Source organism: Streptosporangium sp. NPDC000563, assembly GCF_040299985.1.
In the GTDB taxonomy this organism is placed as follows: domain Bacteria; phylum Actinomycetota; class Actinomycetes; order Streptosporangiales; family Streptosporangiaceae; genus Streptosporangium.
Genome location: NZ_JBEPDA010000058.1, coordinates 1 through 7,182, shown reverse-complemented (window position 1 = coordinate 7,182; position 7,182 = coordinate 1). Strand labels below are relative to the sequence as shown.

Sequence of the window (7,182 nt, the reverse complement as noted above, 5' to 3'; positions counted from 1 at the left end):
ATAGGAGGCCGGCTCCCAGATGACCAGGTCGGGTTTCCAGTGCCGGCAGAAGTCGGTGAGCTCCACGATCATCGGGTCGTTCGCCACCCGCCACCACCACGGCACGAGCTCGTCGTGATAGCCCCGGCGCAGGTACTCCCAGGTGAGCATCTCCGGCCGGTTCTCCGCCATGTCGAACGGCGCCGGCCCGTCGGGATCCAGGCTTTCGGCGTGCGTGAGCAGCCGGTGCAGCATGTGGTCCTTGCCGACGGGCACCGCGGTGAGGCCGGCGCCGGTGATGACGTCGCTGAGCTCCGGCTGGCTCGCCACCCGCACCTCGTGACCGGCGTTGCGCAACGCCCACGCCAGCGGCACCATCCCCAGGAAATGAGTCTTCTCGGCATAGGTGACGAACACCACGCGCATCGGCCGGCCCGGCTGGTCGCCCGTCACAGTGCCGCCAGCACCTTGAGCAGCGACTCGACCACCTTCGTCTGGTCGCTCTCGGTCAGCGACGGATACATCGGCAGCGAGAAGATCTCCCCGGCCGCCGCCTCGGTGACGGGCAGCGTCCCCGCCCGGTAGCCGAGCTTCGCGAACCCCGACATCGTGTGCACCGGCCACGGGTAGCTGATGTTGAGCGACACGCCGTACGGCTTGAGCGCCTCGATGATGTCGTCGCGCCGCGGATGGCGGACCACGTAGACGTAGTACGAGTGCTCGTTGCCGGGGGCGACCGCGGGCAGGACGACGTCGGTGCCGGCCAGCGCCTCGGCGTACCGGGCGGCGACGGCCCTGCGGGCGGCGACGTAGCCGTCGAGCCTGGTCAGCTTGCGGCGCAGGATCTCGGCGTGCACCTCGTCGAGCCGGCTGTTGTGGCCGGGCGTCCGCTCGACGTAGTAGCGCTCCCTCATCCCGTAGTAGCGCAGCTGCCTCAGCGCCGCGTCCACCTCCGGGTCGGAGGTGATCGTCGCCCCGCCGTCGCCGTACGCCCCGAGCACCTTGGTCGGGTAGAAGGAGAACGCGGCCGCCTCGCCCATCGAACCCGCGATCCTGCCGTGGTGGCGGGCCGCGTGCGCCTGCGCGCAGTCCTCCAGGATCAGCAGGTCGTGCCGGGTGGCGATCTCCCGCAGCGGGGCCATGTCGACGCACTGGCCGTACAGGTGCACGGGAAGCAGGCAGCGGGTCCGCTCGGTGATCGCCGCCTCCACCTGCCCGACGTCCATCAGGTATGTGTCCTCGTGCACGTCGACGAAGACCGGGGTGGCGCCGACGGCGTCGATGGCCACGACCGTGGGCGCCGCCGTGTTCGACACGGTGATCACCTCGTCGCCCGGCCCGACACCCAAGGCCTGGAGCCCCAGCACGATCGCGTTCGTCCCGTTGTCGACGCCCACACAGTGCGAGACGCCGTGGTAGGCGGCGAAGGCCGCCTCGAAGTCGCGCACACCGCGCCCGAGCACGAGCTGGCCCGAGCGGAACACGGTGTCCACGGCGTCGAGGATGTCCTCGCGTTCGTTCTCGTACTCCTGCAGATAGTCCCAGACGAAAAGGGGCCTGATCACGCATCACCTCCGGAAGGGAAGCCACTTCGGCTCAGTGGTCGAACTCCCCGCGGAGGTACTGCTCGCGGCAGGCACCACGGCGGATCTTTCCACTGGTCGTCCGCGGCAGGCTGCCGCGCCGTACGAGGACGAGGTCGTGCGCGGCCAGGCCGTGGTTGCGGGTGATCTCCTGGCGCAGGACGCGCAGGACCGCCTCCCTGTCGTCCTGCTCGGCCGCCATGAGCGCGGGGCCGGCCTCGACGAGGACGACGAGTCGTTCCTCGCCCTCGGCCTCGCTGGAGAACGCGGCCGCCGCCCCCTCGGAGCCGACGTCTCGCACGGCCTGAACGGTCGCCTCGATGTCGTCCGGGTAGTGGTTCCGGCCACGAATGATGATCATGTCCTTGGCCCGGCCCACCACGTGGAGGTTGCCGCCGAACAGGAAACCGAGGTCGCCCGTCCGCAGCCAGGGGCCGGAAAGCAGCTCGCCGCCGGTCTCGGCGAGGTGCTTCGCGAAGACCTCCGCCGACCGCTCCGGCTGGTTCCAGTAACCGTCCGCCACATTGGGCCCGCTCACCCAGATCTCGCCGACCCTCCCCTCCGGCAGCGAGGTCAGGCCCTCCTCGTCACGGATCCGCACCGACACCCCCAGGCTCGGTACCCCGCAGGAGACGACGCGCACGGTACTCGGGCTGCCCGGCGGGCACTCGCGGGCGATGCCGGCGGCCAGGTCCGCGCGGTCGAAGCAGCGGTCGGTCATGCCCTCGCCGACCGGCGGCGCGCTCACCGGAAGGGTCGCCTCGGCCAGGCCGTAGCAGGGGGCGGGGGTGGTGGGCGCCAGGCCGCCGGCCGCGAACGCCGAGATGAACGCCTCGGTCGACTCGGCGTACACCGGCTCCGCGGCGATCGTGAGGAGCCGCAGCGAGCCGAGGTCGAGCTCGCCCCTGCGCTCGACGGCCACCCGGCGCACACACTGGGCGAGGCTGGAACTCGGCGCGACGCTCCAGTCGGCCCGGTAGTCGGAGATCATGCGGAGCCAGCGGTACGGATCCTGCACGAAGGCCATCGGGCTGAGGTTGACCGAGTGCGCGCCCGCGCCCAGCGGGTTGGTGATCGCGCAGACGAGTCCGAAGTCGTGGAAGAACGGCACCCACGACGCGACGACCGAACTCGGCCAGTGTGCCCTGATCTGGTGGTTGGTGACGGTCATGTTCTCGTGCGTGACGCGGACGCCCGACGGGGTGCCGGTCGAGCCGGAGGTGTACTGCAGGTACGCCACCGCCTCCGCCCGCATGTCCGGCCTGCGCCAGTGCGCGGCGTCGGCCACGGGAACCTCGTCGACGCGGACCAGATGCTCGGGCGGGCGCTCCATCCCCTCCAGCAGCCGCTCGACGGACGGGTGAACCGCGGAGGTGGTGAGCACGCACCGCGGTTCGCAGTCCCCCATCACCGATCGCAGGCGCTCGTTGCTGCGCAGCGCCTCGGGCGCGTAGAGCGGCACCGCCACGAGACCGGCGTACAGGCAGGCGAGGAACGCCACCACGTACGCCGGCTCGTGGGGACAGAGCACCGCCACCCGGTCGCCGGGCTCGCACCGCCGCTGGAGGACCGCGGCCACCGCGCGGGCCCGCTCGTCGAGCTCGGCGTAACTCATCGTCCGCGAGCTCTTCTCCCTGCGGCCGGTGTCGCGGCGCATGCCGTACTCGACGAAGGTGACGGCGGGGGAGGAGCCCGAGGTCCTGGCGAAGCGGCCGACGCTGTCGGGCAGGTAGCGGAGACGGAGGCGTTCCGATCCCCGAGGGGTGGTGACGGCGGTCTCGATGACGTCCTGTGGCGACGCGCCGTGATCGGGGTCCAAGCTGTCTTCTCCGTCCGCTCGTTGAGGCTTCGCCGCCCCGGGGTCAGGCGGACTGGGGGAGCGCGCCGGCCTTCCTCGACTCCAGCGCCGCGAGCGCGGCGCGGTCCAGGTTGGAGACCATCCAGACGAGCAGATCCTGCTCGGTGCTCTCCGCGGCCTCCTGCCAGCGTTTCTTCTGCTCCGCGATGATGTTCATCTGAATGTGGGTGACCTCGTCGGCGGTGCCGCCGTTGCGTTCCGCCTTGATACGCCGCCGCAGCTCGTTCCTCGACCAGCTGCCCTTCTCCGCCCGGTTGAGCCAGATCTCCTGGTCGGGCTCCGGCAGGCTGGCCACCTCCGCGTGGTGCTGGAAGCTCAGCTTGTCGCGCCGCCTGGAAAGACTGAACTGCCGGGCCACCCAGGCGTAGTTCCGCAGCGTCTGGTAGTCGAGGGAGGTCTCGGCGATCGCCCGCTTGTAGCGGTCGGGATAGTGCGCCTGGCCGTAGATCAGCCAGTCTCCCAGCCACCAGGCGGAGGAGTCGGAGATGATGAAGATCTGGCGGCCAAGGCGGCTCCAGGCGGTCAGCGACATACCGGGGGGCAGTGAGAGAGCCGTTCTCCTGGTCATGCCCGGTGCGTCGAGCGCCATCCGCGCGTTGCCGGCCGGTCTGGCCTGCCCGTGATGTGTGGTCGCAAGACTTGGGTAACCGTTGACGCCTGTCACATCTGTCACGCCCTTTCGCCCCGGCGGGTCGTCGATGGCTGAGAGTTTGCCCTAGGCGCCACGGGAGAGTTCTAGACAAGATCTAGACGCCCTGACAGATGAGTGACGGAGGCCAGGTCAAGGCCGTTTTCCCCGCTCACCGTGCTTGTCCCGCCCGTCGGCGCTACTTCTGGCCGTCAGCGCGCGCAGGGAGACGTTCGATGACGAAGTCCGCCAGGTCGTCGAAGTTTCTCCCGGTGAAACCGGCCATGTCGTCCAGGAGCGGGACGCCGTAGGTGTCCTCCAGGGCGAGGATGAGGAGGATGATGGAGAAGGAGTCGAGGTTGCCCAGATCGCTGGGCTCGGGAATCTCCCCCAGGTCGGTCAGCTCGGGAACGGCGAGCTCGGAGGAGCTGAACAGCACGATCTTCAGCGCCTCGCGCTCGATCTGCTCGCGCACTTCCTTCTTCTGGTCGGAAACGAACATCTCGGTCAACTCTTTTCTCCTTCGGATGCCTCGGCGGAATCGGTGGACACTGCGGATACGGCGGATACCGTGGACGCGGTGGATGCCGCCTCCCGGCGTTCGCCCGGCCCCTGCGCGAGCTTATTGAGGAGCTCGGTGCCGTGCTCCTCCCACTGCTCGCGGTAGACGGCGTAGATATGCACGTCTCGCAGCGCTCCGCGATCGTAAAGATGCTCGGGGAGAGTCGCCTCTTTGTAGGCGGAGTTGAAGGCCGTACGGAAAGCCGCGAAATCCGTCTCGGTGGTCCAGAAATATATCTTTCTGACGTTCCACATGGCGAAGGCGTAGTTGACGGTCATCAGGATGACCTCCGCGCCGACCCCGTTGCCGGCCGCGGCGGGATCGGTGAAGAAGCTCGCCCGCACGTGCTGTCCCGAGAGGTCGAGATGGTGGAACGAGACGTATCCCACGACCCTGTCGGTGTCCCGCCGCTCCACGATGAACTGCGCGGACACCTCTTTGGAGTACAGCGCGCCGAACACCTCCGCCGAGGGCAGGTCGTTCAGCTCGGCCTTCAGGAGAAGGTCGTGCGCCGTGACGCCCTCCGGAGGATTGGCATGGCGCAGCAGCGTCCTTCTGGTCTTGGTGTGGGGAAAGAGCACGTTCTTCCACCTTCAACTCGGCGTTGCGGCTGAATGGGATTACCCGGGGTATTGTTCGAGCCGGCCGGGTGACTGTCATCCCCTGCTTCAAAGCGGCGGGTCCGTCTCGCCAGCGGGACAGATGCTAGTTCCGGGTGATCGGTGGGTCAAGCTATTCTCCGGCCGCCTCCAATGCCCACGGAATGCCATTTCCCGGATCGTGCATAATTTCCCGGTTGATTTCTTAGGCGGCTGGCGGAAAAGTCGTTTATGGTGCATGCGGCGGCAGCGGGCCGACGTGCGAACGCAGGGAAGCGGGATGGGCTGATGACAGTGCACACCGAGAACGCCGTGATGCCGGGAGAGCTCCGCGAGCCGATCACCCCCGAGGGCCGCGACCTGATCGGCCTCGTCGAGACGCACCTACCGGCGATCGCCGCCGCGGCCCCGGACAACGACCGCAGCGGCACCTTCCCGCGTGACATCTTCGAGGACCTGCGAAGGAGCGGGGTCCTCGGCGCCACGGTGCCCTGCGCGCTCGGCGGCCTGGGGGTCGATCGTCTGCACGACGTCTCCCTGGCGTTGCTGAGGGTCGCCGAGGCGGACGCCTCGACGGCGCTCGCCCTGCACATGCAGCTCAGCCGGGCGCTGACGCTGACCTACGAGTGGCGGACGGGACCGGCGCTCGCGCGGACGCTGGCCGAGCGGCTGCTGCGCGGCATGGGCTCCGGCGAGGCGGTCGTTTCCACCGGGGTGAAGGACATCCCCCGCGACCGGCGTCCGACCACGCTGACGCAGACGGCCGACGGCGGCTGGCTGCTGTCGGGCGGCAAGACCCTGGTGAGCATGGCGCCCATCGCCACGGACTTCGCGGTGTACGCGCAGACGCGCGTCCCCGGACAGCGTCCCCAGTCGGGGATGGCGGTGCTCTCCAGGAACTGCCCGGGGCTTCGCGTACTGGACAACTGGGACGGCCTGGGGATGCGGGCCTCCGGGAGCGTCGACATCGTGTTCGACGACTGCGTCATCCCCCCGGAGGACGTGGTCCTGCGCGGGCCCGCGGGTGAGCAGGACCTCGCGATGCTCGCGGGGCAGACGGTGAGCTCGATCACCATGCTGGGGATCTACACCGGCATCGCCCAGTCGGCGCGCGACATCGCGGTCTCGACCCTCATCCGCAGGGGAGCCGCGGGGGCGGCGGCCGCGCGGACGCTGGTGGCGGAGATGGACGCGCGGCTCTTCACGATGAGGTCGACGGTCGCGGCGGCCCTGGCGCGCGCCGACCGGCTCTCCTACGACGACACGGGCGACCCCCGGGAGCGCGGACCGGCCATGATGACGCCGTTCCAGTGCGCGAAGCTGATCGTCAACCAGCTGGCGCCCGCCGTCGTCTTCGACGCCCAGAGCCTGATCGGCGGTGCCTCCTTCTCGGCCTCCCACCCACTGGCGCGGCTCTACCGTGACGTGCGCGCGGGTGGCTTCATGCAGCCCTACACCTACATCGACGCCGTCGACTATCTGAGCGCCCAGGCCCTGGGAGCCGTGAAGAACGGTTAGGAGAGGTCATGCGCGTTCTTTTCACGGCGTACGCGGAGAAGACCCATTTCCTGGGGATGGTGCCGCTGGCGTGGGCGTTGCGCAACGCCGGTCACGAGGTGCGGGTGGCGAGCCAGCCGGAGCTCACCGACGTCATCACCGGCGCCGGCCTCACCGCGGTGCCCGTCGGCAAGGACCACATCCTGCACCGGCTGGTGAGCACGACGAAGGAGAGGGACGCCGCCTCCAGGGACACCGTTTCCGGAGGCGCCGCCTCCGAGGAGCGGGAGTCCTCCTTCTTCGACCTGGCGGAGGAGCGGCCGGAGAAGCTCACCTGGAAGTATCTGAAGGACGGCTACGGCGGGAAGTTCGTGCCGTGGTGGTGCCGGGTGGTGAACGACCCGATGATCGTGGAGCTCACCGACTTCTGCCGGCACTGGAAACCCGATCTCGTCATCTGGGAGCCCGTCACCCAC

Annotated in this window: 6 protein-coding genes and 2 pseudogenes; 2 read left to right on the top strand and 6 right to left on the bottom strand. The window is 69.1% G+C overall.

What is annotated here, in order from left to right; genetic code table 11:
* From ABT352_RS40555 to ABT352_RS40530, 6 genes and pseudogenes are all read right to left on the bottom strand, one after another.
* Positions 1-432, bottom strand: a pseudogene (locus tag ABT352_RS40555) (activator-dependent family glycosyltransferase); the annotation flags it as partial.
* A complete protein-coding gene (locus tag ABT352_RS40550) occupies positions 429-1,544 on the bottom strand; it encodes a DegT/DnrJ/EryC1/StrS family aminotransferase (protein WP_350950405.1) in 1,116 nt (371 codons plus the stop codon). The pseudogene ABT352_RS40555 and the gene ABT352_RS40550, both read right to left, overlap by 4 nt.
* Positions 1,545-1,575: 31 nt before the next feature.
* Positions 1,576-3,381 carry a fatty acyl-AMP ligase gene (locus tag ABT352_RS40545; protein WP_350950403.1) on the bottom strand — a complete coding sequence of 602 codons (1,806 nt, stop codon included), beginning with the start codon at positions 3,379-3,381 and terminating at the stop codon, positions 1,576-1,578.
* Positions 3,382-3,424: 43 nt separating this feature from the next.
* Positions 3,425-4,093, bottom strand: coding sequence for an LmbU family transcriptional regulator (locus tag ABT352_RS40540; protein ID WP_350950401.1), 669 nt, complete (start codon positions 4,091-4,093; stop codon positions 3,425-3,427).
* Between the two features lie 154 nt (positions 4,094-4,247).
* Positions 4,248-4,550 (bottom strand): hypothetical protein, encoded by a 303-nt coding sequence (locus tag ABT352_RS40535; protein ID WP_350950407.1) that lies wholly within the window; start codon positions 4,548-4,550, stop codon positions 4,248-4,250.
* A 5-nt stretch (positions 4,551-4,555) separates the two neighbouring features.
* Positions 4,556-5,191 carry a GNAT family N-acetyltransferase gene (locus ABT352_RS40530; protein WP_350950399.1) on the bottom strand — a complete coding sequence of 212 codons (636 nt, stop codon included), beginning with the start codon at positions 5,189-5,191 and terminating at the stop codon, positions 4,556-4,558.
* A gap of 306 nt (positions 5,192-5,497) precedes the next feature.
* On the opposite strand from ABT352_RS40530, the gene ABT352_RS40525 reads away from it, so the two are divergent.
* Both ABT352_RS40525 and ABT352_RS40520 read left to right on the top strand, forming a co-directional pair.
* Positions 5,498-6,727, top strand: a complete 1,230-nt coding sequence (locus ABT352_RS40525; protein ID WP_350950397.1) for an acyl-CoA dehydrogenase family protein — start codon at positions 5,498-5,500, stop codon at positions 6,725-6,727.
* A gap of 8 nt (positions 6,728-6,735) precedes the next feature.
* Positions 6,736-7,182 (top strand): annotated as a pseudogene (locus tag ABT352_RS40520) (activator-dependent family glycosyltransferase); the annotation flags it as partial.

Bases quoted from the DNA above. Each gene is read 5' to 3' on its own strand.
- ABT352_RS40535 (WP_350950407.1), bottom strand. From the start codon at position 4,550: ATGTTCGTTTCCGACCAGAAGAAGGAAGTGCGCGAGCAGATCGAGCGC.
- ABT352_RS40525 (WP_350950397.1), top strand. From the start codon at position 5,498: ATGACAGTGCACACCGAGAACGCCGTGATGCCGGGAGAGCTCCGCGAG.